The organism is Pseudomonas faucium, from assembly GCF_021602585.1.
Classification (GTDB): Bacteria; Pseudomonadota; Gammaproteobacteria; order Pseudomonadales; family Pseudomonadaceae; genus Aquipseudomonas; species Aquipseudomonas faucium.
The window spans coordinates 70,107-94,883 of the sequence record NZ_BQIP01000018.1 but is presented as its reverse complement, the minus strand read 5'-3'; the positions used below and the strand labels follow the sequence as shown (position 1 = coordinate 94,883).

Below are 24,777 nucleotides of genomic sequence, written 5' to 3'. Positions count from 1 at the left end.
TTCGCCCCTATTGCCTGCCCCTGACGCCATGGCGCCAGGGGCATCGAGGAGCACCACCATGATCGATATGTCTGTCACCCCAGCGGGTGCCAGTGGCCAACCTGTGTTCAGCCCACCCGCGCTGCCCAAGGGCGGAGGTACCGTTTCGGCAGGCGGCGGCATGCTGTCTGCCGGCAGCGCCGATGGCGCCGCCGGCTGGTCGCTGCCCTTGCCGCTGCCGGCCGGGCGCGAGCTGACGCCGCAGTTGAGCCTGGCCTACCGTTCCACAGCGGGCAACGGCGCGTTCGGTGCCGGTTGGCACTGCTCGCCGCCCAGCATCTGCCGCATCGAGCGCCTGGGTATCCCCCGTTACGCCGACAGTGATCGCTGGCAAGGGCCGGACGGCGAGGAAATCCTGCTCGACAAGGGCGCTGCCCGCCAAGTCGCCACCTTGCCGTTTTCCGATGTGCCTGCTGCGCACACCGTCACGGCCTGGGTACCGCGCAGCGGCGGCCGCGACCAGCGCCTGGAGCACTGGCGTGCGCAGGCCAGCCCTGGTTCGCCGGGCTTCTGGCTGCACTACCATGCCGATGGCAGCATCACCCTGTTTGGCTGGTCGCCCTCGGCGCGGGTGGCCAAACCCGATGCGCCAGCGCAGGTAGCGTGCTGGTTTGCCGAGGAAACGGTCAGTGCCAGCGGGGAACATGTGGTCTACCGCTACCGCAGCGAAGACCAGGCCGGTTGCGATGAGCATGAATGCGTCATGCATCCGCAGGTGGCCAACACCTACCTGGTTGCCGTGCACGCCATGAATGCCACGGCGCGCCAGGCATTGCTCATCCCCGAGCAGGCCTTTCGCGAAGACGATTTCCTGACCCTGATGCAGCTGGACTACGGCGAGCGGGGCGTGGGCCTGCACACCCCGCCCGCGTTTGCCCCACAAGCGCCCTGGGCGCTGCGCCAGGATTGCTTTTCAAACTGGCGCTGGGGTTTCGACAAGCGGGTAAGGCGCCTCTGTCACGAGGTGCTGCTCTGGCACCGCACTGGCCTGATGGCAGGCCAGCAGGACCCACGGCCCGAGCTGGTTTCGCGCTTGCACCTTGAGTACGACACCTCGGGTATCGCCTCGCTGCTGGTGGCAGCGCAGCAGGTTGCCTATGAAGCGGATGGCACCGCGCAGTGGTTGCCACCGGTGGAGTTCGAGCACAGCCGCCCTGGGCGCGCGCAGCCAGGCTGGGACGCACTGCCCGCGCTCGAAGGCTTCTGTGCGCCGCATTGGCAGTTGGCGGACTTGCATGGCGAGGGCTTGCCCGGCTTGCTGTACCAGGACGCAGGCGCCTGGCTGTATCGGGCGCCGCAGCGCGACAGCGCTGCCGGCAGCGACGGCGTGAGCTGGGGGCTGGCGCAGGCATTGCCGGGCGCGCCACCCCAGGGCACGGGCCTGCTGGCCGACCTCGACGGCGACGGCCAGCCGCAATGGCTGGTCAACGTGCCGGGGCTGCGCGGCAGCTTCACCCTGGCGCCGGATGGGCAGTGGCGCGATTTCATCGCGGCCGATGCAATCCCCAGCGAGCTGGCCCATGGCATGGTGCAGCTGGCTGACCTCAGCGGCGACGGGCTGCAGGACCTGGTGATGATCGGCCCGCGCAGCGTGCGCCTGTCGCCCCGGGTACGCGGCAGCGGCTGGCAACCGGCGCAGCACATCCACCCCGGCCCCTCACTGCCCCTGGCCGGGGGCGAACATCGCCTGGTGGCCTTCGCCGACCTCGCGGGCAGCGGCCTGCAGCAGTGGGTCGAAGTCACAGGCGATGGCGTCACCTATTGGCCGATGCTGGGCCATGGCCGCTTTGCAGGCCCGGTGCACATGCCCGGCTTCGCCATCGAACACTTCAACGCCGCCCGCGTGTTGCTCGCAGATACCGACGGCAGCGGCACCACCGACCTGCTGTATGCAGAGCCTGATCGCATCCGCGTATTCGTCAGCCACAACGGCAACCGCTTCGTCGAAGCCGAGCCCATCGCGGCGCCCGAAGGCGTCGTGCTGGATTCGACCTGCAAGCTGCAGGCGGTCGATCTGCGCGGCCAGGGCACTGCCGAGCTGGTGCTCAGCGTGCCGCACGTTACGCCGCGCAGCTGGGTGCTGCGTTTCAATGACCGACGCCCCTGGTTGCTCGCCGAGGTGTGCAGCAACACCGGCAGCCGCACGTTGTTCGATTACCGAAGCTCCGCGCAGTGCTGGCTGGACGAAAAGCTTGAGCTGCAGCGCCAGGGCCGCAAGGCGGTCAGCCGCTTGCCATTCCCGGTGCACACGGTGTCGCAGGTCACCACTGTGGATGACATCAGCGGCCTGCGCACGGCCAGTGGCATGGACTATCGCTGCGCCGTGTGGGACCCCGTCGAGCGTGAATTTCGCGGCTTCATGCAGTGGGTGCAAACCGACACCCTCAGCGATGCCCAGGGCACGGCTGCCGAGCGCTCGCCACCTGCGCAGGTGCGCCACTGGTGCCTCAGCGGGGTAGAGGCGCCAGACAGCATCGCGCTGCAGGGTTTTGCCGGGCAGGGCAGCGCAGAGCTGGCCTTTGCCTTGCGGGGCACGCGCTTCACGCGCCTTGAGGGCGACCGCGAGGTTGCCTTTGAACCCCAGGGCGCCGCCCGTCGTTGGTTGCTTCGCGCCTTGCGCGGCGCCCAGGTGCGCAGTGAAACCTACGGCCTGGACGCCAGTGAACGGGCCGATGTGCCCTACTGCATCGAGCGCCAGCGCTGGCAGGTGCGGGCCTACGAAACGGCCGACCCCGACAGGCCTGCCGCTTTGGTCACGGCGGTGGAGGCGCTGGTATTCACCACCGAACGCATCGCCGCGGACCCGCGCATCACCCAGACCCTGGTGCTGCAGCAGGACAGCCACGGCCATGTCATTGAGCACGCCCACGTGCATTACCCACGGCGCGCCGCTGTCACCCCGTCGCCTTATCCCGCCAGCCTGCCTGAGGGCTTGGAGGCCGATGCCCGCGATCCGCAGCAAAACACCTTGTGGCTTGAGCTGTGGCGCAATCGCGTTCAACACCTGGAAGACGGCCACACGCACCGCTGCGGGCTGCTGCAAGCGTCGCGCAGCGATGTGCTGGCGCTGCCCGCCCTGGCAGCGGCAGAGGATGGGCTGTGCGTGGAGCACCTGCTGGCCCCAGGCAGCCCGCTGGAACGCCTGGCCGATGCCACCTTGACGGGGTATCAGCGCCAGCAGTGGTGCGATGCCCAGGGGCAGCCGACCCCGCTGCCGAACCGCCAGGCCCTGGTGGCCTACCGCGAAGTCGCCGTGCTCGAACAGGCGACCCTGGAGACGCTCCAGGCCAGCTTGTCGGCGCAGGAAGTGGCCCTGTGGCATGCCCAGGGCGGTTATCACCTAGTCGCCTTGGCCGAAGATGGCAAGCGCGTGCAGGCCAGCCGGCACGACCTGGCCCGCTACCTGGATGCGCAACACTTCCATCGCCTGGCCGCGCTGCGTGCCCATGAACAGGCAGGCGAGCTGCGCATCCACTGGAGCCCGCACGCGCTGCAGGTGCGCAAGCTGGTGGATGCCGCCGGGCTGGCAACCCACGTGCAACATGACTGGCGCTTCCTCACCCCGGTGGCCTTGACCGATGCCAACGACAACCTCCACCAGGTCAGCTTGGATGCCTTGGGGCGGGTGACCCAGAGCCGCTTCCAGGGCACCGAGCATGGCCTGCCGACCGGCTATCGCAGCGGCCGGTCATTCACCCTGCCCGACACGGTAGACGCCATCCTCGCCCTCAAGCGCGGTGAGGTCCCGGTCGCCTGGGCGCATCGCGTGGTCGCCGACAGCTGGATGCCGCACGCACGAGACGCACAGGGGCACAGGTTGCCAGGCCGAATGGGCGAACTGGCGCTGCGCCGGCTGCTCAAGGCCGGCCAGCTGCCCGCCATGGACCTCAGCGATGAGCGCGAGCCGCCGCATGTCATCACCCTGCAGACCGACCGCTACGAAGGCGACCCCGAGCAGCAGCTGCGCCTGAGCGTGACCCACAGCGACGGCGCAGGGCGCCTGCTGCAGACCTCGCTGCTGAGTGCGCCGGGCGATGCGCTGGTGCGCAACCCGGCCGGCGGCCTCGAACGCGATGCCAGCGGCGCCGCGCGGGTCCGCACCACGCCACGGCGCTGGGCGGTCAGTGGCAAGTGCGAATACGACAACAAAGGCCAGCCGGTGCGGACCTGGTTGCCGTACTACCTCGATGACTGGCGCCACGTGAAGGATGACAGCGCCCGCGAAGGGCTCTACGTCGATACCCACCTGTACGACGCCCTGGGGCGTGTGCAGCGGGTGCTCACGGCGGCCGGCTGGCAGCGGCGTAGCCATTACTACCCCTGGTTCACGGTCGCCGAAGACGAGAACGACACGGCCTGACTGCGACCTCGTCGGCGTGCGCGATTTCGCGCACGCCCTGCGGCCCACTTCACCTGCAGATTCAAGAACAGGAGGCGACTGATGCCTGCTCCTACCGATAATGCGTTACATCGCAACACACCCAGCGTGGCGGTGCTGGACAACCGCGGCCTGGTGGCCCGGACCATCGATTACCACCGTCACCCCGACAGCCTTGCCCTGACCGAGGCGCGCATCACCCGCCAGCAGCATGACGCCAGGGGCTTCATGCGCCATAGCAGCGATCCGCGCCTGCATGCCGCCGGGCGGGTCAACTTCACCTGGCTGACCGACCTTGCCGGCCGCCCGCTGTGCACCCAGAGTGCCGACGCGGGCGTGTCGATCAACCTCGACGACGCGGCCGGCCGACCGTTGCTGGCGGTGGTCCGCATCGCCCTGGACGAGGAGGGCCGGCACGACCGCAGCGAGGCGGTCACCCGTACCTGGCACTACGAAAGCGCCGACCTGCCCGGGCGCCTGCTGGGCATCAGCGAGCAGGTCAATGGCCTTGCGGCCTGTCGGCTCGAGCGCCTGACCTATGGGGCCAACGGCGAGGCGCAAAAAGCCTACAACCTGGCGGGCCAGCCTTGCCTGCACTACGACACCGCAGGCTTGCTGAGCACGCACGGCTACAGCTTGACCGGCGAGCCGATCGCCACCACGCAGCGCCTGCTGGCGGCAGCGCAAGACCCGCAAGCGAGCCCCGATTGGGGCGGCGAACAACCGGCACACTGGGAGGCCCAGCTGCAGCTGCAAAGCGAGGCCTGCAGCACCACAAGCTGGGTGGATGCGACCGGCGCCTTGCTGACCCAGCGCGACGCCGCCGGGCACCTGCGCCGCCACGCCTACGACGTGGCTGGCCTGCTGCAACGCAGCTGGTTGACCCTCGCTGGTGGGCGCGAGCAGGTCATCATCGAGGCCCTGCGCTATTCGGCGGCTGGGCAGAAACTGCAGGAAAGCCACGGCAACGGCCTGGTGACCCACTACCAGTACGAGCCTCGCACCCATCGCCTGGCGGCGGTGCGCACGCAGCGCCCGGCGGGGCATGCACGCGGCGCCAAGGTGCTGCAGGACTTGCGCTATGCCTATGACCCGGTCGGCAATGTGCTGAGTGTGCGCGACGCGGCCGAGCCCGTTCGCTACTGGCGCAACCAGCGAGTCGAAGCACACAGCAGCTATGCCTACGACAGCCTGTATCAACTGGTCGGCGCCAGTGGCCGCGAGATGGCCAACGCCGGCCAGCAAGGGCTCAAGCTGCCTGCCCTGGCCACGCTGGATCATGTCACCTACACCCGTTACAGCCGTGCTTATACCTATGATCGCGCCGGCAACCTGACGCGCATGCGCCACAGCTCACCCGCCAGCAACCACAACTACACCACCGAACTTACCGTCAGCGACCGCAGCAACCGGGCCGTACACAGCTCGCTCATGCGTCCCGCCTCTGACGTCGAGGCGTTGTTCAATGCCAGTGGCGAGCAGAAGACCTTGATGCCAGGCCAGCAACTGGCCTGGACACCCCGTGGCGAGCTGCACGCGGTAACCCCGGTAAGCCGTGAGGAAGAGGCGGACGATTGCGAGAGCTACCGCTACGACATGGGCAACCAGCGCGTGCTCAAGGTCAGCACCCGCAAGACAGCGGCCGGCCAGCGCACGCAGCGGGTGCAGTACCTGCCTGGTTTGGAGCTGCGCAGTACCTTGCAAGGCGACAGGCTGACCCAAGCGTTGCAAGTGCTCGACTTTGGCGGTGAAGGGCATGCCCAGGTGCGGGCGCTGCACTGGGCAGCCGGCAAACCGCCCGAACTTGCCAACGCCCAGTTGCGCTACAGCTACACCGACCAGCTGGGCAGTGGTTGCCTGGAGGTCGATGGCAGCGGCGCGGTGATCACCCAGGAGGCGTATTACCCCTACGGCGGCACGGCGGTATGGGCGGCGGCCAGCGAGGTGCAGGGGCGCTACAAGTTCGTGCGCTATTCGGGCAAGGAGCAGGATGCCACCGGGCTCTACTACTACGGGTATCGTTATTACCAGCCTTGGCTGGGGCGCTGGTTGAGCGCGGATCCGGCCGGGGCGGTGGATGGCCTGAACCTGTTCGCGATGGTGGGCAACAACCCGGTGACGAGGGTCGACGAGCAGGGTTTGATGCTCAGGAGCGTGGCCAACCTGTTCGGCTTTGGCGGCGCGGCGGCAGCGGCCCAGAGCGAGAGCGAGAGTGAAAGTGTAGCGAGTGCGCCCCCTTCACCTTCTCCGTCATCGAGCCCCAGCGATCCGGGCACCAGCGCCGGCCCGGCTGCCGATGCAGAACCGTCTCCTCCCGGAGCCGGGGCTCAGGTGCATAGCAACGATCTTGCTGAACAGCACCGGCTCAAGCTCGCGAAGCGCAGAAAGGATAAAAAAGAAAAAGCGAAGGCTAAGAAGGAGGCCGATACTTTGGCAGCTGCTGCGGCTGCTGAAAGGGAAAAAAAGAAACTGCAAACAAGAGAGGCGCCAGCTGCGCCCGTGGGGATATTTGGCACGCGCACGCACAACAGAGAAATCTATGACAGGCTGCAGCCACGCCTGCCCACTGCCAGCCGAACCAAGGGGGAGAGCATTCTAGCCATTGGGCAACGGCCAATCGAAAACACCAGGAAAACAGAAGTGGTGTTCGTGGAGAAAGGTGTCAGCAAGGAGGGCTTCAAGCATATAACCGAGGAGCACCGTGCCGACTTCAAACAGGTGGGCATCGATACCGACAAAAAGATCCTTGATTTGGTGATGTCGGCCGTGGTCAGCGGAACGGTCGTGGGCATCCAGGGTAAAACCGACCGCCAGGTAGGTCGGCCGATTTATGAAGTCACCTTTGACGGCAAGCTGCGTCACGTCGCTGCGCAGCTCAAGGAAGACAACAGTATTTTTGCGGCCAACCCCAAGCAGTACGTCAGCCAACGGGAGCGAGACGCCTTGAAGCCACAACCCTTGAGGCGATTCTGAGTGCCGTAAGCGCTCCAGCAGGTCAGCAAGCACCGGCGCATCCAGGGTGATGCGCCGGTGCTTTGCCCGCTAGCCCAGCGTGCGCTCGATGCCGCCGACCAGCAGACTCTCCATCAACCCCAACCCTTGCGCTTCGGGTAATGCCTTGAGCATCCCCGGCAGCTGGTTGAGCAAGGTCGCCACCACCTGCGCGGTCGCCGCCAAGCCTTCCCCGGGCATTTTCGCCGCAGGTGCGATCAAGCGTAGCAACCCCGCCTCATAGCGCTTGCGCAACGCCGCCAGGCATTCTTGCTGCGCCTCGCTCAAGCAACAGAAATCGCGCTCGGCCAGGCGAAACTGCAAGGGCCGTTCGGCATGCAGCTGCCAGTGCGCCGCAATCAGGCAGGAAAGCGCCGAGCCCCCCCGGGCCATGGCCCGGCGGCCTTGCTCCAGGGTCGCCTGCAGCTCTTCGTACAGCTCCTCGATCAAGTCGAACAGCAGGTCCTGCTTGCTGGGGAAATGGTGATACAGCGAACCGGGGGTCAACCCCACATGCGCCGCCAGCTCGCGCATGCTCACCTGGCCGAAGCCCTTCTCGGCGAACAGCGCCAGGGCCCGGTCTCGTCGCTCTTCAAAGCTGGTGCAGCGCATTGCGGCAGTGACCGGGGCCATGGGGCTCGCTCCTCAGTAGCTGTAGAAGCCGCGGCCGGTCTTGCGCCCCAGCCAGCCGGCCGCGACCATTTCCTTGAGCAGCGGGGCAGGGCGGTACTTGCTGTCGGCAAAGCCCTCGTGGAAGGCCTCCATGATCGCCAGCAAGGTGTCCAGGCCAATCAGGTCGGCCAGGGCCAGCGGGCCGATCGGCTGGTTGCAGCCCAGGCGCATGCCGGTGTCGATGTCCTCGGCGCTGGCCAGGCCTTCCTGGCGCACGAAGATCGCTTCGTTGATCATCGGCACCAGGATGCGGTTGACCACGAAGCCTGGGCGGTTGCCGGCGGTGATCGGCGTCTTGCCCAGCTTCTCGGTCACCACCAGCGCTTGCGCGTAGGTGCTGTCGCTGGTCTGCAGGCCGCGGATGATCTCCACCAGCGCCATCATCGGCACCGGGTTGAAGAAGTGCACGCCGATGAAGCGCTCGGGGTGCTCGATGCAGGCGGCCAGCTGGGTGACCGACAGCGACGAGGTGTTGGTGGCGATCAGGCAGTCGGCGGCCACATGGGCGGCCACCTGCTGGAGGATGCGCTGCTTGAGCTGCAGGTTCTCGGTGGCCGCCTCGATCACCAGCTGCGCCGTGCCCAGCTGGGCATAGTCGGTGCTGGTGCGGATGCGCGCCTTGGCCGCCTCGGCGCGCTCGGCGTCGAGGGTGCCCTTGTTGACCTGGCGTTCGAGGTTCTTGCTCAAGGTGGCCACGCCGCGCTCCAGCGCAGCGTCGGAAACGTCCACCAGCAGCACCTGGTAGCCTGCCACCGCGCACACCTGGGCAATGCCGTTGCCCATGGTGCCGGCGCCGATCACGGCGATCTGTTCAATGCTCATGCTTCAATGCCCTCAAACGCGTTCGAACAGCACGGCGATACCCTGACCGCCGCCGATGCACATGGTCGCCAGCGCGTAGCGGCCCTGGATGCGCTGCAGCTCATGGATGGCCTTGGTGGCGATGATCGCGCCGGTGGCGCCCACCGGGTGGCCGAGGGAGATGCCCGAACCGTTCGGGTTGACCTTCTGCGGGTCGAAGTCCAGCGCGCGGGCCACGGCGCAGGCCTGGGCGGCGAAGGCTTCGTTGGACTCGATCACGTCCAGGTCGCTGATGCTCAGGCCGGCTTTTTCCAGCACCTTGCGCGTGGCCGGGATCGGGCCCAGGCCCATCAGCTCGGGCTCGACGCCAGCGTGGGCATAGCCCACCAGGCGCGCCAGCGGCTTGAGGCCCAGGCGGCGCACGGCGTCACCGCTGGCCAGCACCAGGCCGGCGGCGCCATCGTTGATGCCGCTGGCGTTGCCGGCGGTCACGGTGCCGTCCTTCTTGAACACGGTCTTCATGCCGGCCAGTTGCTCGGCAGTCACGTCGCCCCGCACGTGCTCGTCCACGGCGAACTGCACGGTGCCTTTGCGGGTTTTCAGCTCCACCGGCACGATCTGGCTGTCGAAACGGCCTTCGGCGATGGCGCGGGCGGCGCGGCGCTGGCTGGTCAGGGCCAGCTCATCCTGCATTTCGCGGGTGATGCCGTGCTTGGCGGCGACGTTTTCGGCGGTGATGCCCATGTGGAAGTGTTCGAAGGGGTCCTGCAGCACGCCGACGGTGTAGTCGATGCCTTGCAGGTCGCCCATGCGCGCACCCCAGCGCGCCTGCGGCAGCAGGTACGGGCCACGGCTCATGGACTCGGCACCGGCGGCCACGGCCACCTCGGCATCACCGAGCAGCAGGCACTGGGTGGCCGAGACGATGGCCTGCAGGCCCGAGCCGCACAGGCGGTTGACGTTGAAGGCCGGGGTTTCCTTGGGGATGCCGGCGTTCATTGCGGCCACCCGCGACAGGTAGGCATCGCGCGGTTCGGTCGGGATCACGGTGCCCATGACCATGTGGCCGATCTGCTCGGCGGCCACGCCCGAACGCTCGATGGCAGCGCGGGTGATGGTGGTGGCGAGGTCTGCCAGCGGCAGGTCCTTGAGCGAACCACCAAAACCACCGATGGCGGAACGCACGGCACTGACGACGTAGATTTCTGGGCTGCTCATAGAGGCTCCGTTAGCTTAACGATGGCGGGAGCGGGCCGTGCTCTGCGAGAATGGCCGGCGGTCCCGGATGGGGTCCGAGTCTAGGCAATGGCGTTGTTGCAGCCTATGCCGATTCTGTTCAGTCAACCTGGCACTTTTTGCCACTCAGCATAGACAGCGAATCCGCCCATGCGCGATAGCGATACGGTCGCCGTGTACTTCATGAATGCCATGCTGCACGGCTTGCGCGAGCAGCCCGAGGCGCGCGATGCCCACCTGCACGCGGTGGGCATTGCGCCAAGCCTGCTCGAGCAGCCCCAGGCCCGCGTGCCGGCCAAGGCGTTCGCCCAGTTGTGGCTGGCGCTGATCGAGCAGTTGCAGGATGAGTTCTTCCACCTCGACAGCCATGGCATGCCCCTGGGCAGCTTTGCCCTGATCTGCCGCGGGCTGATCCAGGAGCCGAACCTGGAAAAGGCCCTGCGCCAGTGCATGGGCAATTTCGGCCTGTTCCTGCGTGACCTGCGCGGCAGCCTGACGGTGCGCGGCGGGCGTGCGGTGATCAGCGTGCAATCGCAGATCGCCGACCCGTTGACCCGCGTGTACGCCGAGGAAACCTACCTGGTATTGATGATGGGGCTGCTGTGCTGGCTGGCCGGGCGGCGCATCGCCATCGACCGCACCGAGCTTGCGGTGGCGCGCCCGGCCCAGGACGACGACCTGCTGCTGTGGGGGCCGGATTTGCGCCTGGGTAGCGGGCGTACCGAGGTGGAGTTCGACAGCGCCTACCTGCGCCTGCCGGTGGTGCAGGACCTGGCGGGGCTCAAGAGCTTCCTGCGCAGTGCGCCGCAGGGTTTGGTGATCCGCTTTCGTAACCAGAATGGCTTGGTTGCCGAGGTGTACCGGCACTTGCGTACCCGGCGTTATGGCCAATGGCCGACGCTGGAGGCCTTGGCCAAGCAGCAGGGCATCAGCCCCAGCACCTTTCGCCGGCAGCTGGAGCGCGAAGGGCGTTCGTATCAGCAGATCAAGGACGAAGTGCGCCGGGCCATGGCCTTCGAGCGCTTGCGCGAGGGGCTGTTGAGCATTGCCGAGATTGCCGAGCAGACCGGCTTTCAGGAGCCCAGCGCGTTTCACCGGGCGTTCAAGAAGTGGACGGGGCAGAGCCCGGGGAGTTATCGGGCCAGGTTGACGGCTCGGTAGTGCGTGGGCTGTGCCGGCGATAGGGCCGCTGCAGTCTGTCAGGCCGGCACCATCGCAAAGCCCACACCGAAGCGGTTCCAGGCATTGATGGTGGCAATCGCCAAGGTCAGGTTGACCACCTCGGTCGGTTCGAAATGCGCTTGCAGCGCCTCGTACTCCGGCTGCGGCGCACCGCGCTCGGGCAGGCGGGTGAGGCATTCGACCCAGGCCAGCGCGGCGCGCTCGCGGGGGGTGAAGTAGTTGGTTTCCTGCCACACGCTCAGGGTCTGCAGGCGCGCTTCGGTCTCGCCGGCCTTGCGTGCGTCAGTGGCGTGCATGTTCACGCAGTAGGCGCAGCCGTTGATCTGCGAAGCGCGCAGGCGCACCAGTTCGAGCAGCGAGTTTTCCAGGCCGCTCTTGGCCAGGGCTTGCTCCAGGCCAACCATGGCTTTGTAGGCTTCAGGGGCGTGCTTGGCCCATTCGATACGATTGTGCATGGTGTTCTCCAAGGGGTTCGGGGTGGCTATGGCGCTACCTTAACGCCGCCCGGGCGCTGCCCCGATAGCCAATCGCTGCCTTTGCCAGGAGGCCAATCGCGGCTATTAAGGTGGCCACTGACAGGCATCCAATCTCTTCATTTCAGCCTTGACCGGGCAGGCAGGATAATGCGCGGGTCTTGCTTGAGGAGAACCGATCGATGTGCAAACGACGCTATAGGCACCGCCTGCCGTGCCAGCAGGTGAACGCGCAATGAGGGGGGCACTGAACCTGCTGCTGGTGCTGCTGCTGGCGCTGAACCTGCGGCCGATCCTGACCAGCATCGGCCCGTTGCTCGAACCGATGCGCGCCAGTACCGGCCTGGGCTACCAGCAAGCCGCGTTGCTGACTGCGCTGCCGGTGCTGTGCATGGGCCTGGTGCCGCTGCTGCAGCCTTGGCTGCGGCGCTGGATCAGCGAACACGGCGGCATGCTCGGTGGCCTTGCCGCCATCGCCCTGGCCTGCCTGTGGCGCCTGCAACTGGACAGCGCTTGGGCGCTGCTGGCCAGCGCGGTGCTGGCGGGGCTGGGGGTAGCGGTGGTGCAGGGCATGATGCCGGGCCTGGTCAACCGCTGGTTCCCCAGCCGCCTGGCGGCGGCCATGGGCCTGTATTCGGCGGCGCTGATGAGTGGCGGCGGCCTGGCCGCGGTGCTGGGGCCGCATATCAGCGGGCACTTCGGGCACTGGCAGGCAGGGCTTGGCCTGTGGGCGGTGCCGGCGCTTCTGGCGATACTGGCCTGGGCCGTGCTGCGCCCACCCCACGTTGCGCCCAAGCTCGCCGGCGCTGGTGGTGGGCATTGGTTCGGCACGCGCCGGGCGTGGCTGCTGGCGGTGTATTTCGGCCTGATCAACGGTGGCTATACCAGCATGGTCGCCTGGCTGCCGGCCTACCACCTGGAGCACGGCGGCACTGCCCAGGGCGGGGGTGACCTGGTTGGCCTGATGACCATTTTCCAGGTGACCGGTGCGCTGGGCCTGCCGTTGCTGCTACGCGGTTTCGCCGACCGTCGTCCGGGTTTGTGGCTGGCGCTGTCGATCCAATTGCTGGGCTTCCTGGGTTTGCTGCTGGCGCCGACCTGGGCCATGGGCGTGTGGGTGGCGATGATCGGCTTCGGCCTGGGCGCGTGTTTCAGCCTGAGCCTGACCTTGACCCTGGAGCACCTGAAGATGCCGGCGGAGGCGGGTAGCCTTGCGGCGTTCGTGCAGGGCGTGGGCTTCATCATCACCGGTACCGTGCCGTACATCACCGGTTGGTTGCGCGATGTGAGCGGCGACTTCCAGGCCTCCTGGACGCTGTTGACCGTGACGGTGCTGGCCATGCTGCTGGTCACCGCCTGCTTCGCCCCGCGCGGCTATGCCGCCGCCATCGCCCGGCCAGGGCAGGGTAGCCAGGCGGCTGCGGTCAACTGAGGCGCTGCAGGGTATCGCGGACCCGGTCCAGCGCCGGGTCGATGTCCAGCAGTTCGATGGCGCCAAAGCCCAGCAGCAAGCCTGGGCGCACGGGCGCCTGGTCGAAGAACGGCGCCAGCGAGTAGAGGCCGACTTCCACCTTGCGTGCAAGGTTGGCCAGCAACTCGACATCCACGCCAGGCTGCGCCAGGGCGCTGAGGTGAAACCCGGCACTGGCCGGTATCGCCTTGAACCAGGGCGCCAGGTCACCGTCCAGGCGGCTGAGGATGCGCTCGCGGCGGGCGCTGTAGATGTCGTGGCAGCGGCGGATGTGCTTGTTCAGGTGGCCTTCGCCGATAAAGCGCGCCAGTGCCCATTGCAGTAGCGTCGGGCTGTGCCAGTCGCTCAGGTGCTTGGCCACGCAGGCCGCTTCGAGCACTTGCGGCGGCAGCACGGCGTAGCCCAGGCGCAGCTCGGCCAGCAGGGTTTTCGAGAAGGTCCCGACGTAGGCCACCAGCCCCTGGCGGTCGAGGCGCTGCAGGGCATCTGCCGCCGGGCCCTGGTAGCGGAACTCGCAGTCGTAGTCGTCTTCGATGATCAGCGCCCCCAGCTCGGCGGCCCGGGCCAGCAGGGCCTGGCGGCGTTCCATGGGCATTGGCATGCCGAGCGGGAACTGGTGCGAGGGGGTCACGTAGATCAGCTGCGTGCCGTCGGCGATCTGCTCCACGCACAGGCCCTGGTCATCGACCGGCACCGATTGCAGCTTTGCCCCCAGCGCGAGGAACAGCTGGCGGGCTGGCGGGTAGCCGGGGTCTTCCATGGCGACCTGGCAGCCGGGTTCGATCAGCACCCGGGCAATGAGGTCCAGGGCCTGCTGGGCGCCGTTGCACACCAGCACGTCGGCGGCGCTGCAATGCACGCCGCGGGTATAGGCGACGTGGTGGGCGATGGCTTCGCGCAGCTCGGGCAGGCCTTGGGCGGTGAACTGGCGTTCGGGGTGGCGTTGGCTGCGGCGCAGGGCGTAGTTCAGGCAGCTGCGCCACTGATCGAAGGGGAACTGCGACTTGATCGAGGCGCCGCCGATGAAGTCGTAGCGCGAGGGGGCTTGCTGGTTGCGCTTGGCGAGGACGGTGGCGCGTTGTTGCCAGCGGGCCAGGGTCGCGGCGGCGGCGAGGGGGATGGCCTGGGTGTCGCTGGCGCGCACGGGTTGGCGCGGGGCGATGAAGGTGCCGCGGCCGACCACGCCGCTGAGGAGGTTGTCGTAGGTGAGGCGGGAATAGGCTTCGGCGACGGTCTTGCGGGACACGCCCAGTTGCTCGGCCAGCAGGCGGGTAGGCGGCAGCTGGGTGCCGGCGGCCAGGTGGCCACTGTCGATGCCGGCGCGCAGCTGCTGGTAGAGCTGGTCGGCCAGGCCTTTGCGGCCTTCTAGGCGAATGTGCAGTTCCATGTTCGGGTCCGGGCGCGGGAGTGCTGAGGATAACGGATTTTTGTTGGGTTTCGATGCGGGTTGGTTCGCCATAGAATTTTCAGTGTCCATGAGATCGAGCGCCGCCCGCGCGGCGCATCGCGGATGAATCCGCTCCTACATTTGTTGCAACGTACCTATGCCTGATAGGCCATGGTTGTCAGCCTTGGTGGCACGACGCGATTTCTCGACGGGCGCCAAAAGCGGACAACCATGGCCTGACAGGCCATGGCACGTTGCAACAAATGTAGGAGCGGATTCATCCGCGATGCGCCGCGCGGGCGGCGCTCGATCTCACAAACACCAAAAATCCCACGACAAGCCCGGACATGCGCGCCCCCCCCGGCAAATGGGCGGTAGAATCTGTTCAATTGCGAAATGATGACTTGAGGTAACTGTGGAATTGCAGCAGGGCTTCGTCCTGACCCGCCACTGGCACGACACGCCCGAAGGCACCTGCGTGGAGTTCTGGCTGGCCACCGACCAAGGCCCGCAACGCGTGCGCCTGGCCCCCCAGGAGTCCGTCGCCTTCCTGCCCCAGGCCCAGGCCGAGCACGCCCGCCTGCTGCTTGCCAAGGAACCCGGCAGCCAGCTCAAACCCCTGCGCCTGCGCGACTTCGACCAGCGCCCCATGCTCGGCCTCTACACCCGCCAGCACCGCCAGCTCATGCAACTCGAACAACGCCTGCGCAACGCCGGCATCGACGTCTTCGAAGCCGACATCCGCCCCCCCGAACGCTACCTCATGGAGCGTTTCATCACCGCCGCCGTGCAGTTCACCGGCAAACCCGACGCCCACGGCGTGCTCTGCGATGCCCAGCTCAAACCCGCCAGCCACTACCGGCCACCGCTGCGCCTGGTGTCGCTGGACATCGAAACCAGCGAACGCGGCGAGCTCTACAGCATCGCCCTGGAAGGCTGCGGCCAACGCCAGGTGTACATGCTCGGCCCGGCCAACGGCGCCGTCGACAGCCTCGACTTCGACCTGCACTACTGCGCCGACCGCGCAGCCCTTCTGACCTGCCTCAACCAATGGCTCGCCCAGCACGACCCCGACGCGATCATCGGCTGGAACCTCGTGCAGTTCGACCTGCGCCTGCTCCACGAACACGCCCGGCAACTGCAGGTGCCCCTGGCCCTGGGCCGCGGCGGCGAGCCCATGACCCTGCGCACCCACGCCAACGGCGGCCATGTGTTCGCCGATGCGCCCGGGCGCTTGCTGATCGACGGCATCGAAGCGCTGCGCTCGGCCACCTGGAGCTTCCCCTCGTTCAGCCTCGAAAGCGTCGCCCAGACCCTGCTCGGCGAAGGCAAGGCCATCGACACGCCCTACCAGCGCATGGACGAGATCAACCGCATGTTCGCCGAGGACAAGCCCGCCCTGGCACGCTACAACCTCAAGGACTGCGAACTGGTCACACGCATCTTCGCCCACACCCGGCTGCTGGAATTTCTGCTCGAACGCGCCGCCGTCACCGGCCTGGCCGTGGACCGCAGTGGCGGTTCGGTGGCAGCGTTCTGCCACCTGTACATCCCGCACATGCACCGCATGGGGTTCGTCGCCCCCAACCTGGGCAGCCGCCCCGACGAAGCCAGCCCCGGCGGTTTCGTCATGGACTCGCGCCCCGGCTTGTACGACTCGGTGCTGGTGCTGGACTACAAGAGCCTGTACCCATCGATCATCCGCACCTTCCTGATCGACCCGGTGGGCCTGGTCGAAGGCCTGCGCGAGCCGGATGACGAACACTCGGTCGAAGGCTTCAGGGGCGGGCGCTTCTCGCGCACCCAGCATTGCCTGCCGGCCATCGTCGAGCGCGTGTGGCAGGGCCGCGAGGCGGCCAAGCGTGATGGCAACGCGGCCTTGTCGCAGGCGCTGAAAATCATCATGAACGCCTTCTACGGCGTGCTCGGTTCCAGTGGCTGCCGCTTCTTCGACCCGCGCCTGGCGTCGTCGATCACCCTGCGCGGGCACCAGATCATGCGCCAGACCCGGGCGCTGATCGAAGCGCGCGGCTTCGATGTGATCTACGGCGATACCGACTCCACCTTCGTCTGGCTCAAGGGCGCCCATGACGAGGAGGCCGCCGCACGCATCGGCCGCGCGCTGGTGGCTGAGGTCAACCAGTGGTGGCGCCAGCACCTGCACGACAGCATGGGCCTGGAAAGCGCGCTGGAGTTGCAGTACGAAGTGCATTACCGGCGCTTTCTGATGCCGACCATCCGCGGCACCGAAGAGGGCAGCAAGAAACGCTACGCCGGCCTGGTGCAACGGGCCGATGGCAGCCAGGAGATGGTCTACAAGGGCCTGGAATCGGTGCGCACCGACTGGTCGCCGCTGGCCCGCCAGTTCCAGCAGGAGCTGTATGGCCGGGTGTTCCGTGGCGAGCCCTACCGCGATTACCTGCGTGAGTTCGTGCGCCGCACCCTGGCCGGCGAGCAACTCGAGCTGCTGGTGTACCGCAAGCGCCTGCGCCGGCCACTGGCCGACTACCAGCGCAATGTCCCGCCGCACGTGCGCGCCGCGCGCCTGGCCGATGACTACAACCAGCGCCTGGGCCGCCCGCTGCAGTACCAGCGCGGCGGCTGGATCAGCTACCTGATGACCACGGCCGGCCCGCAGCCGCTGGAGAACCTGCAGGCGCAGATCGACTACCAGCACTACCTGAGCCGCCAGTTGCAGCCGGTGGCCGATGCGATTTTGCCCTTCGTCAACGATGACTTCAGCCGCCTTACCGACCGCCAGCTGCTGCTGTTCTGAGCGGGGGCTAGATAGCTAGCCTCTGGCGTTGCCTTGCATTGCCTAGCCTCGTGCCGACCCGCACACAGGAGCTAGCCATGCAAGACACCGATACCCTCGCCGTCGCGCAAACCTATCAGGACCAGTTGATCGCCAAGCGCCTGCCGAGCTGGATGGCCCAGCTCGACGAGGCCGAACACATGCTGCTGGCCGATGCCTTGCGCCACCTCCTGGCCTGCCGTGAAACGCTGGCGGCAGGCTTTGCACAGGTGCGCCACCTCGACGATTTCTGCAGGCCCTTGTTGCAGCAGGCGCTCGACCGCCTGGGTAGCTACCGGGTCGAAGCCTTGCAGTTTCGCCGCTGGTATACCTTCACTTCCAACAGCGTCAGCTACCTGGCAGGGCGTTTGCCGGTGCAGGACAGCGACACCTACGAGCAGCCCTTGCTGGAAGCCGCGCTCTACAACTTCAGCGAAGACGAATGCACCGAGCAACCCCGGCAGAACGCCGTGCTCGACACCCAGGGCGGCCAGCAAAGCCTCACTGCTCGGGCCTTCGCCAGCCTGTGCCGCGAGCTGGACCTGGGGCAACGCTATCAGCAGCACCTGGACGCCACCTTGCTTGCGCCGAGCGTCAAGGCGGCGCTGGTTGCGTTGCAGCGCTACAGCATGCTGGCCGACGCCGTGCAGGCCAAGGCCGAAGGGGTGCTGAGCGAGGCCGAGCTGCACCTGGTGGCAGGCCTGTGCCGCGACGGCCGGCCGGGCTGGCTTGAAGGCGACCCGGTGCAGGCGCGGCAACTGCAGCTGTTCGGCTGCCCGTTGCAGCGCATCGTGGTGCTGCAAGCGATCGACACCGGCGTGCTCTACAACGGCATCAAGCGCGTGCTGGTGTATGTCCCGGGCGACCCGCAAGGCCCCTGGAGTGCGCGCGATGACCTGGACAGCTACGTGCGCCGCGTGCTCGGCATGCGCCTGCGCGACCCGCACTACCGGCGTTTCTTCAGCCGCTTCGTGCACAGGCGTGACGCCCAGCAGGTGTTTTCGGCGATCAGCGGGCGGCTCGATGACGTCACCGACTGGGCCACCCGCGACCTCGATGAACGCACCACCCTCTACCCGCTGCCGCTGTTCGAGCACCTGGCCGACGCCTGGGTCGCACAGATCAAGGACGACTGCGCGATGATCGCCCCGCCCGTGGCGCAGCTGGACCGCCAGGCCCAGGCGCAGCACGACAAGCGCCTGCAGGCCGAGGGCTGGACCGTGCTTGGCATCGCAGGCTTGTACGTGCCTGCGGTGGGCGCCGTGCTGGCGGCGGTGATGGCCTATGAGCTGCTGGAAGAAACCTACCAGGCGATTGCCGACTGGCATGACGACGCCCGCGATGCAGCGCTGGAGCACTTGCTTGCGGTCGGCAAAAGCCTGGCCTTGATCGGCGCGACCGCAGGCACCGTGACCGTGGCTCGGCGCGCCTGGAGCCCGGTGGACAACCTGGTCACGGCGCAGCTGGAGGACGGCAGCGAGAAGCTCTGGAACGGTGACCTGCAGCCCTACCGCAGCGAAGGCCCAGCCGCCGACGCAACGTGGGACGAGCAGGGCATCTGCCGGCAGGGCGAGCAGTGCTGGGTGCAGATGCAAGGTGACTGGTACCGGGTTCGCCAGGCTGGCGACGACCAGCCCTGGCAACTGGACACCTACCGCGGGCACGCGCCGCAGCTGCGCGACAACGGCGCAGGGGCGTGGCGGCTATGGCACGAGCAGCCCGCGCAGTGGGACGACCTGCACACGATGTTCCGCCGCCTGGGCAGGCCCTACAGCGACCTGGATGACGCGCAGATCGATCAGGTCATGGCCATCCATGGCCTGCAGGCCGATCACTTGCGGGCGTGGCACGTATACGGCCGGCCCGCCGAAGCGGGCGTTGCCGACACCGTCAGCCGCGTGTTGCTGGCCAGCCGCATCCACACCCTGGGCGAGCAATTGCGCACCGGCCAGGCTGTTGCCGACACGGCACTCCTGGCACAAGCCCGAGCCCTGGGCGGCGCGGCCGGGGAAGACGACCAAGCGCTTGCCGAGGTGGTCTGGGCGCAGCGGCGCATGCTGCTGCAGCAACGCTATGACGAGCAGATTCCGGGCAGCGAGGCGAGCCGCCTGTTGCGCCGGGACTTCGCCAGCCTGCACCAACTGGCCGCCGACCAAGTGCTGCGCGCGGCCAGCGAAGACGAGCGTGAAGCCTTGCTCAAGACCCGGCAGGTGCCGCTGCTCATGGCCCAGGCGGCCAGGGCCCAGGTCATGGGCATCCGCCTGGCGCGGGTGTACGAGGCGCTAGCGTTCGATACGCCGCAGAACCTCGACCTGGCGCGGGTGGTGCTGCACCTGCTCGCCCGCTTGCCTGGCGCCGCCAGCGGGCCGGGCTGGCGGCTGTTCGGTGCCGATGCCGGCCAGCCGTTGCTGGCCACCGAGGGCGGCGGCGGGGTATTCGACCTCATCCATCGGCACGGCGTGTTCAGCCTTCGCGGCGTTGGCGAAGCGGGGGACCTGTTCGGCGTGCTGGCCCAGGCCTACACCCCCGAGCAGCGTGCGCGCACCGGCCTGGGCGAGCCGTTTGCCGAGGCCCTGCGGGCGCACCTGTGGGCGCAGGCCACCGGCATGCGCGACAGCGTCGAGGGCTGGCTGGGCCTGAATCGCCCCAACCGCTCGTTCCTCGCGCCCCAGCGCTTCGACGATGGCAGGGTCGGCTACCCGCTGAGCGGCGGGCGCTTCTGGGCCGCCCTGCGCGGGCGTGCGCCAAGGGCGCTGCAGGCCCGGCTGCGCGACCTCTACCCGGCGTTCAGCGACGAGCAGTTGGGCCGCTGGCTGGAGCGAGCCGATGCACCGGCGCGCCTGGAGGCCCTGGAGCAGCAGTACAGCGAGTTGCGCAATCAGTTGAACCAATGGGTGCGCAATGCCTTCCCCTCGTTCGAGCTGCTGGCCCGCCGCCAACTGCGCAAGGAACTGCTCGACTGCTGGCGCTGGCTGTTGCCGGATGCGGGCGGCGATGCGGGGGAGCCCTTGCCGTGCATCCTCAGCCATGTGGGTGGGCGCATCCAGCATCTGCCCAGCCTGCCCGAATCGGTCAGCTTCCCGCATGTCTCGATCATCGCGCTGCGGGCCATGCGCCTGGAAACGCTCCCGGATGACTTCCTGCGTGCCTTCCCCAACCTGCGCAACCTGGAAATCACCCATTGCCGGCTGCGGCGCCTGCCTTTGAGCCAAGCGCTGGCCCAGCAACTGGAGGTGCTCGACCTTTCCGATAACCAGATCGTCCTCGACGAAGGGCAAGCCCTGGTGCTGGCCGGCTGCAGCTCGCTGGTCTATCTCAACCTGTCTGCCAACCCACTGGGCAGAGCCTTCTCGATCTACGGCATGCCCAGGCTCAATGCCCTGTACCTGCAAGGGGCCAGGCTCGAACGCTTTCCTTATGGGGTAATGGACAGCGCCGAGCTGCTCACCCTCGACCTGAGCGACAACTACCTGGACGAGCTGCCCGAGCGCTTTCATGACTCGCTGCTGTGGCGCGTCGGGCGGGTGAGCCTGGGGGGCAATCTGTTCGCCGCCGCCCCGGACACACTGACCACCTGGCACTGGCTGGAAGAAAGCCGCGTACCGTATCGCCTGCGCTGGCTGGATGTCGCGCCGGACGGCAAGCGCGACACCCTGGCGGCGCTGTGGACGCAACTGGAAGGCGAGCAGGGCGCGGCGGACTTTTTCACCACCCTGGCGGCGCTCACATCGTCGGGCAATTTCAAGTCCTACCCGCTGGCCAGGCACTTCGCCGCCCGCCTGCTCGACATGTTCGAGGCCATGCTCGCGGACGATGCGCTCAAGCGCGAGCTGTTGCAGCACGCGGCAGTCACCGATTGCCAGGACAACGCCACCGTTCGCTTCACCGACCTTGAAGTGCGCGTGCAGGTTTGGCGGGCACGCCATGGCGAGCTGTCGCAGCAGCCGGAACGCGCGCTGCTGCGCCTGGGTGGGCGCTTGTGGCGTATGCATGTGCTCGACCAGGTGGCGGCCGAGCATGCGCTGAGGGCGGGGGCGAGCAGTGAGTCGATCGAGTTTGCGCTGGCCTATCGCATCGCCTTGCGGGCGCGGCTCGACCTGCCGATCCGCCAGGATGACATGCTCTACGCCGGCATCCCTGCGCTTGGCGTGCGTGACGTGCGCCGCGCCGAGCGTGCGGTGGTCGCGGCGCAGTCCAGCGAAAGCCTGGCGCAGTTTCTGGCGCGCCAGCCGTTCTGGAAGGATTACCTGAGCGCCCATTTCGCCTCGCGCCTGAAGGTGCCGCAGGTGTTCCATGACGAGCTGGAGCGGCTGATGGAACTGGGCAATCGGGAGCCTGAAATTGCCCAGTTGCACATCCGCAACCAGCAACGCGAACACCAGGTGATGCTGCAGCTGACCCGTGAGGCCCTGGGCCGGGTGCGCACCGTGACGTTGAGCGATGGCTGACCTCTGGCGGCTTTGAACTATGCTCTAACAGGGCTGTGATGTTTCCGGAGATGTCACCGCCCGTTCATGGTAATCGGAAGTTACTTTTGTGCCGCGCACGCCCCAGGCAACTGGTTTAGGCTCCTGCGTCGGATCTTTCTCCATGATCTGTAGTCTTTGGTTTATCGAGAGAATAAGGAGATACGCATGCTCGTCCGGTCACTGACCCTCGCCACCATGCTTGTCGTCGCTGGCCCCTTGTACGCCGCCGACAGTGATGCACCACTGGCCAAGGAGCTGGGCAAGGCCAGGCCGCTGGTGGTCATCGCCCCCAGCAGCGCCGACCCCACCCTGCGCGGCCTGAACGAAGCCCTCAAGGACCCGGCCACCCAGGCGGCCTTCAAGGAGCGCGGGCTGGTGATGTACAGCGTGGCCAACATGATGGGCAAGCGCGAGGACAAGAACCTCGAACAGCAGACCACCATGGCCCTGATCCGCGAGCTGAAACTCGGTGCCAGCAAGGGCACCAAGGTGATTCTGGTGGGCAAGGACGGCGAGCGGCACATGCTCAAGGATGACGACACCGGCGAGAAGATCGACCCGCAGGTGATCTTCAAGGCGGTCGATGAGTTGCCGGCGACCGAGAAGGCGATGGCCGCCCCGGAACCGGTGGCCGCCAGCAGCGAGCCGGCGCCCAAGGAGAGCAAGCCCGGCAAGCCTGCCAAACCTGCCAAACCCGCGGCGCCCCCCAAGCCGCTGGACGATTGACCCCCCTAACGCGCCGCCAGCTCGACCTGTGCACACAGCCCGCCATGCGGGCGATTGCTCAAGGTCAGGCGGCCACCCATGGCCTGGGTGAGCTGCTGCGCAATCGCCAACCCCAGCCCGGTGCCCCCGGTGCTGCGGTTGCGTGAGCTTTCCACGCGGTAGAAGGGCTTGAGCACTTCATCGAGCTCGTCGCCGGGTATCCCCGGGCCGTCGTCGAGCACCCGGATCACCGTGCAGCCGTGTTCACGGCTCACTTCCAGTTGCGCCTTGCCGGCGAACTTCAAGGCATTGTCCACCAGGTTGACCAACACCCGGCGCAGGGCGTGCGGGCGGGTTTCCAGCAGGCTGCCGGTGCTGCCATGGCGCTCGACCTGGGCGCCGCTGTCCTGGTAGTCGAACACCAGGCTGTCGAGGAAGGCGTCGAGGTTGATGCGGCAGGCAGGTTCGGTGTTGATGTCCATGCTGCGGGCGTAGGCCACGCCCTCGCGCACCAGGTGCTCCATGGCATCCAGGTCATGCCACAGCTTTTCTTTCTCGACCCCTTCATCCATCACCTCGACGCGCAGCTTCATGCGGGTGATCGGGGTTTGCAGGTCGTGGGAAATGGCGGCCAGCAGCTGCATGCGCTCCTTGAGGTAGGCGGCGATGCGCGCCTGCAGGGCATTGAAGGCAACCGCAGCATATTTCACCTCGCGCGGGCCGCTTTCATCCAGGCGGGCGCTGGGCTTGTCCGGGTCGAGGGTGTCCAGCGCCTGCACCAGGCGGGTCAGCGGGCCGGTGGCCAGGCGCACCGCCAGCCAGGTGCAGAACAGCAGCACGGCCAGCTGGATCAGCAGCACCAGCGGCAGCCAGCGCGCCACCGGCACCGGCGTTGGCGTTACATCGATGGTCAGCGGCGCGCCATCGTGAAGGCGCAGGTGCACCTGGAAATGCGCGGCGGGGCCCGGGATGTCCTGGAACGTCAGGGCATACTGGCCGCCCAGGGCCTTGGCGATCGATTCTGCCGCCTCCGGCGGGTCGCTGCTCGGCATCGGCTGGCCTGGCAGGCCGCCGTCCAGGCGGTAGCGGTAGCTGTGGCGCTCCAGGCGCGACAGCCAGGCGGGGCGTTCGGCGGCGGGCAGGCGTTCGAAGATGGCCAGCGAGGTGGTCACATCCTGCTCCAGGTGGCTGAGCATCATCGACTGGCTGCTGATGTAGCGCTCGTAGGCCTGCAGGCTGAACGACAGCCCATAGGCCAGCACCAGCCCGGTGATGAAGATCAGCGCCAGGCGCGAGGCCAGGGTGCGGGGCCATTTCATGACGGCGACTCGAGCAACTGCACCGCCAGCGAGAACACGTAGCCTTCGCTGCGCACGGTCTTGATGCAGCTCGGTTCGCGGGCGTCGTCGCCCAGGCGCTGGCGCAGGCGGCTGACCAACAGGTCGATGGAGCGGTCGAAGATGTCCGCCTCGCGGCCCTGGGTCAGGTTCAGCAGTTGCTCGCGGCTGAGCACCCGCTGCGGGTGGTCGAGAAACACCCGTAGCAGGCGGTACTCGGCGCCGCTCAGGGCCACCAGGGTCCCTTCGCTGTCGAGCAGGTGGCGGGCGGTGGTGTCCAGGCGCCATTGGCCGAAGGCCAAGAGGCGGCTGCTTTCGCTGATGGTCAGGTTGGGCGGCAGCATGCGCGTGCGGCGCAGCACGGCGTTGATGCGCGCCAGCAGCTCGCGGGCGGAGAAGGGTTTGGTCAGGTAGTCGTCGGCGCCCATTTCCAGGCCGATGATGCGGTCGGTCTCGTCGTTGCGCGCAGTCAGCATCAGCACCGGCGTGTTGCGGTGCTTGCCGGCACGCAGCTCGCGGCACAGCAGCAGGCCGTCGTCGCCGGGCATCATGATGTCGAGCACCACCAGGTCGACGCTGTTGGCCTCGAGGAACGCGCGCATCTGCCGGCCATCGGCGACGATGCTGGTGCGCAGGCCGTTCTTCTTCAGGTAGTTGCCGACCAGTTCGCGGATTTCGCGGTCGTCGTCGACGATCAGGATGTGATCGACATGTTCCATCGCAAGGGTCCTGTGCAAGGGCAATGGGGCGCAGTGTACCGAGCGTGTTCACGCTTGCCTGCCGGGGTTTGTATTGCAGTGTATCTGGCCTTGGTAGAGATACAGCAGGAAGCACTAGGCCGG

14 protein-coding genes are annotated in these 24,777 nt (G+C 67.3%); 7 read left to right on the top strand and 7 right to left on the bottom strand.

Annotation, left to right across the window (positions count from 1 at the left end):
* Positions 1-58 precede the first annotated feature (58 nt).
* On the top strand, positions 59-4,399 hold the full coding sequence (locus L6D75_RS19815; RefSeq protein WP_176511939.1) for a SpvB/TcaC N-terminal domain-containing protein: 4,341 nt from the start codon (positions 59-61) through the stop codon (positions 4,397-4,399).
* A gap of 81 nt (positions 4,400-4,480) precedes the next feature.
* On the top strand, positions 4,481-7,390 hold the full coding sequence (locus tag L6D75_RS19810) for an RHS repeat domain-containing protein (RefSeq protein WP_176511940.1): 2,910 nt from the start codon (positions 4,481-4,483) through the stop codon (positions 7,388-7,390).
* Positions 7,391-7,459: 69 nt separating this feature from the next.
* On the opposite strand, the gene L6D75_RS19805 is transcribed toward L6D75_RS19810, so the two are convergent.
* Genes L6D75_RS19805 through L6D75_RS19795 form a run of 3 tightly spaced genes read right to left on the bottom strand, consistent with a single transcriptional unit; the run spans position 7,460 to position 10,099 of the window.
* A complete protein-coding gene (locus tag L6D75_RS19805; protein ID WP_176511941.1) occupies positions 7,460-8,041 on the bottom strand; it encodes a TetR/AcrR family transcriptional regulator in 582 nt (193 codons plus the stop codon).
* Positions 8,042-8,053: 12 nt separating this feature from the next.
* Positions 8,054-8,902: a 3-hydroxybutyryl-CoA dehydrogenase gene (locus tag L6D75_RS19800; RefSeq protein WP_176511942.1), complete on the bottom strand. Its 849-nt coding sequence runs from the start codon at positions 8,900-8,902 to the stop codon at positions 8,054-8,056.
* Positions 8,903-8,914: 12 nt separating this feature from the next.
* Positions 8,915-10,099: an acetyl-CoA C-acyltransferase family protein gene (locus L6D75_RS19795; protein WP_176511943.1), complete on the bottom strand. Its 1,185-nt coding sequence runs from the start codon at positions 10,097-10,099 to the stop codon at positions 8,915-8,917.
* A gap of 168 nt (positions 10,100-10,267) precedes the next feature.
* Here L6D75_RS19795 and L6D75_RS19790 point away from each other — a divergent pair, with 168 nt between their 5' ends.
* Positions 10,268-11,278: an AraC family transcriptional regulator gene (locus L6D75_RS19790; RefSeq protein ID WP_176511944.1), complete on the top strand. Its 1,011-nt coding sequence runs from the start codon at positions 10,268-10,270 to the stop codon at positions 11,276-11,278.
* Positions 11,279-11,316: 38 nt separating this feature from the next.
* On the opposite strand, the gene L6D75_RS19785 is transcribed toward L6D75_RS19790, so the two are convergent.
* Positions 11,317-11,754, bottom strand: coding sequence for a carboxymuconolactone decarboxylase family protein (locus L6D75_RS19785; RefSeq protein WP_176511945.1), 438 nt, complete (start codon positions 11,752-11,754; stop codon positions 11,317-11,319).
* A gap of 253 nt (positions 11,755-12,007) precedes the next feature.
* Between L6D75_RS19785 and L6D75_RS19780 the strand changes: the two genes are divergently transcribed.
* A complete protein-coding gene (locus L6D75_RS19780) occupies positions 12,008-13,204 on the top strand; it encodes a CynX/NimT family MFS transporter (protein ID WP_176511946.1) in 1,197 nt (398 codons plus the stop codon).
* Here L6D75_RS19780 and pdxR read toward each other — a convergent pair.
* A complete protein-coding gene (pdxR, locus tag L6D75_RS19775) occupies positions 13,197-14,630 on the bottom strand; it encodes a MocR-like pyridoxine biosynthesis transcription factor PdxR (protein ID WP_176511947.1) in 1,434 nt (477 codons plus the stop codon). The genes L6D75_RS19780 and pdxR overlap by 8 nt on opposite strands.
* Before the next feature lie 415 nt (positions 14,631-15,045).
* Between pdxR and L6D75_RS19770 the strand changes: the two genes are divergently transcribed.
* The 3 genes from L6D75_RS19770 to L6D75_RS19760 all read left to right on the top strand — a co-directional run bounded on the left by L6D75_RS19770 (position 15,046) and on the right by L6D75_RS19760 (position 22,619).
* Positions 15,046-17,406 carry a DNA polymerase II gene (locus tag L6D75_RS19770; RefSeq protein ID WP_176514556.1) on the top strand — a complete coding sequence of 787 codons (2,361 nt, stop codon included), beginning with the start codon at positions 15,046-15,048 and terminating at the stop codon, positions 17,404-17,406.
* A 77-nt stretch (positions 17,407-17,483) separates the two neighbouring features.
* The gene (locus L6D75_RS19765; RefSeq protein ID WP_176514554.1) at positions 17,484-21,872 is read left to right on the top strand and encodes an NEL-type E3 ubiquitin ligase domain-containing protein; all 4,389 of its coding nucleotides are present in this window, start codon (positions 17,484-17,486) and stop codon (positions 21,870-21,872) included.
* Between the two features lie 186 nt (positions 21,873-22,058).
* The gene (locus L6D75_RS19760; RefSeq protein ID WP_176514552.1) at positions 22,059-22,619 is read left to right on the top strand and encodes a DUF4174 domain-containing protein; all 561 of its coding nucleotides are present in this window, start codon (positions 22,059-22,061) and stop codon (positions 22,617-22,619) included.
* A gap of 5 nt (positions 22,620-22,624) precedes the next feature.
* Here L6D75_RS19760 and L6D75_RS19755 read toward each other — a convergent pair whose 3' ends face one another.
* A complete protein-coding gene (locus L6D75_RS19755; protein ID WP_176514550.1) occupies positions 22,625-23,917 on the bottom strand; it encodes a sensor histidine kinase in 1,293 nt (430 codons plus the stop codon).
* Positions 23,914-24,654, bottom strand: a complete 741-nt coding sequence (locus L6D75_RS19750) for a response regulator (protein ID WP_176514548.1) — start codon at positions 24,652-24,654, stop codon at positions 23,914-23,916. Before L6D75_RS19750 ends, L6D75_RS19755 begins: the two co-directional genes overlap by 4 nt.
* Positions 24,655-24,777: the final 123 nt, after the last annotated feature.

Excerpts from the sequence above, each read along its gene's own strand:
- L6D75_RS19815 (WP_176511939.1), top strand. The coding sequence starts at position 59 with ATGATCGATATGTCTGTCACCCCAGCGGGTGCCAGTGGCCAACCTGTG.
- L6D75_RS19810 (WP_176511940.1), top strand. The coding sequence starts at position 4,481 with ATGCCTGCTCCTACCGATAATGCGTTACATCGCAACACACCCAGCGTG.
- L6D75_RS19805 (WP_176511941.1), bottom strand. The coding sequence starts at position 8,041 with ATGGCCCCGGTCACTGCCGCAATGCGCTGCACCAGCTTTGAAGAGCGA.
- L6D75_RS19800 (WP_176511942.1), bottom strand. The coding sequence starts at position 8,902 with ATGAGCATTGAACAGATCGCCGTGATCGGCGCCGGCACCATGGGCAAC.
- L6D75_RS19795 (WP_176511943.1), bottom strand. The coding sequence starts at position 10,099 with ATGAGCAGCCCAGAAATCTACGTCGTCAGTGCCGTGCGTTCCGCCATC.
- L6D75_RS19790 (WP_176511944.1), top strand. The coding sequence starts at position 10,268 with ATGCGCGATAGCGATACGGTCGCCGTGTACTTCATGAATGCCATGCTG.
- L6D75_RS19785 (WP_176511945.1), bottom strand. The coding sequence starts at position 11,754 with ATGCACAATCGTATCGAATGGGCCAAGCACGCCCCTGAAGCCTACAAA.
- L6D75_RS19780 (WP_176511946.1), top strand. The coding sequence starts at position 12,008 with ATGAGGGGGGCACTGAACCTGCTGCTGGTGCTGCTGCTGGCGCTGAAC.
- pdxR (WP_176511947.1), bottom strand. The coding sequence starts at position 14,630 with ATGGAACTGCACATTCGCCTAGAAGGCCGCAAAGGCCTGGCCGACCAG.
- L6D75_RS19765 (WP_176514554.1), top strand. The coding sequence starts at position 17,484 with ATGCAAGACACCGATACCCTCGCCGTCGCGCAAACCTATCAGGACCAG.
- L6D75_RS19760 (WP_176514552.1), top strand. The coding sequence starts at position 22,059 with ATGCTCGTCCGGTCACTGACCCTCGCCACCATGCTTGTCGTCGCTGGC.
- L6D75_RS19755 (WP_176514550.1), bottom strand. The coding sequence starts at position 23,917 with ATGAAATGGCCCCGCACCCTGGCCTCGCGCCTGGCGCTGATCTTCATC.
- L6D75_RS19750 (WP_176514548.1), bottom strand. The coding sequence starts at position 24,654 with ATGGAACATGTCGATCACATCCTGATCGTCGACGACGACCGCGAAATC.